This window comes from Mycobacterium sp., from assembly GCF_049683355.1.
GTDB lineage: Bacteria > Actinomycetota > Actinomycetes > Mycobacteriales > Mycobacteriaceae > Mycobacterium.
Genome location: NZ_JBAUJB010000296.1, coordinates 1 through 1753 on the forward strand (window position 1 = coordinate 1; position 1753 = coordinate 1753).

Consider the following 1753-nt stretch of genomic DNA (forward strand, 5'->3'; position numbering starts at 1 on the left):
CATCTCGCCGAGGTGCGTGCGGCGGCGATCCGGCTGGCCGCACTGTTCGAGACCGACAGCGTGATCGTCAGCGCCGGAGGCAGCACGTACTTCGACGCCGTCGCCGACGCGTTGACGGGCTGGCCCGGCGCGACGTCGGTGCGTACGATCCTGCGCAGCGGCTGCTACCTCACGCACGACCACGGGTTGTACGCACGGACCTCGCCGCTGACCCGCGGCGGGCAGCCGGGATTGCGACCGGCCCTGCAGGTGCGGGCTCAGGTGGTGTCCCGGCCCGAAAACGATCTGGCGGTCCTGACGATGGGCCGCCGTGACGTGCCGTTCGATCAGGGGATGCCCGTCCCGCTCGAACTCTCCGACAGCGAGGTCACCAAGCTCAACGACCAACACGCGTTCCTGCGACTGGGCCGTGGCGACCGCTCCGCCGCGCCGGTCGGTACGTGGCTGCGATTCGGCATCTCCCACCCCTGCACGGTGTTCGACAAGTGGCGGCTGATCCCGGTGGTCGACGGCGACGACAGGGTGGTCGAGCTGATCCGCACGTTCTTCTGAAAGGATGTCAGCGCGCCTGGCGCAGCTTTCCCCGCTGACTGTCGCGGTTGCGTTCGAAAACCAGCCGCAGCCCGTCCAACGTCAGGTGCCGGTCGTAGTGCTCGACGGACTGCACGTCGGAAAGCACCAGCGGCGCACCGTGCCCGGTCGCCACGACCGCCACATCATCCCCACCGAAGCCATCCACGTCATCGCGCACTCGTTTCACCAGACCGTCGACCAACCCTGCGAATCCGAACACCGCGCCGGCCTGCATGCACTCGACGGTGTTCTTTCCCACCACCGAGCGGGGACGGGTCAGCTCGACGCGCCGAAGTGCCGCCGAACGGGCTGCCGCCGCGTCGGAGGACACCTGCACGCCGGGAGCGATCGCGCCGCCCAGGAACTCGCCCTTCGCCGACACCACGTCCACGCAGATCGACGCGCCGAAGTCCACGACGATCGCCGCGGACTGGTATTTGTGGTACGCCGCAAGGCAGTTGACGATCCTGTCGGCACCGACCTCTTTCGGGTTGTCGACCAGCAGCGGGATGCCCGTGCGCACCCCGGGTTCGATCAGCACATGGGGCACCGACGGCCAGTACTGCTCGAGCATCAACCGCACTTCGTGCAACACCGACGGCACGGTCGACAGACCGGCCGCGCCGGTGAGCGTTTCGGCGTCCTCACCGATCAGCCCGTCGATGGTGAGCGCCAGTTCGTCTGCGGTCACCTCGGCCTCGGTGCGGATCCGCCAGTGATGGACCACCTTGGCGTGTTCACCGGAACCGGATATCAGACCGACCACGGTGTGGGTGTTGCGGACGTCTATCGCGAGGAGCACGCCATCACCTCGGCGACATCAACTCGGAGGCGTCCGGCGGCACATGTGCCGGATCGGCACCGACGTCAACCTGTCGGTTGTCGGCGTCGACGAACACAACCCGCGGCTGATAGGACCTGGCCTCGGCCTCCTCCATCGTCCCGTAGGCGATCAGGATCACCAGGTCGCCTGGGTGGATCAGATGAGCTGCAGCGCCGTTGATGCCGATCACGCCGCTGCCGCGCCGGCCGGTGATCACGTAGGTGACCAGTCGGGCACCGTTGTCGATGTCGACGATCGTCACCTGCTCCCCCTCGAGCAGATCGGCGGCATCCATCAGGTCTGCGTCCACCGTCACCGACCCGACGTAGTGCAGATCGGCTTGCGTCACGGTGGCGC

3 protein-coding genes are annotated in these 1753 nt (G+C 67.5%); 1 reads left to right on the top strand and 2 read right to left on the bottom strand.

The features are described from left to right. A partial coding sequence (locus tag WA944_RS17165) for a type III PLP-dependent enzyme domain-containing protein (RefSeq protein ID WP_526647176.1) occupies positions 1-552 on the top strand: 552 nt, incomplete at its 5' end. Positions 553-559: 7 nt separating this feature from the next. Here the strand turns inward: WA944_RS17165 and WA944_RS17170 are convergent. Continuing rightward, positions 560-1375: a type III pantothenate kinase gene (locus WA944_RS17170; protein ID WP_163895213.1), complete on the bottom strand. Its 816-nt coding sequence runs from the start codon at positions 1373-1375 to the stop codon at positions 560-562. A gap of 4 nt (positions 1376-1379) precedes the next feature. Continuing rightward, the coding region (gene panD, locus WA944_RS17175; protein WP_526611266.1) for an aspartate 1-decarboxylase at positions 1380-1753 on the bottom strand (374 nt) is incomplete at its 5' end.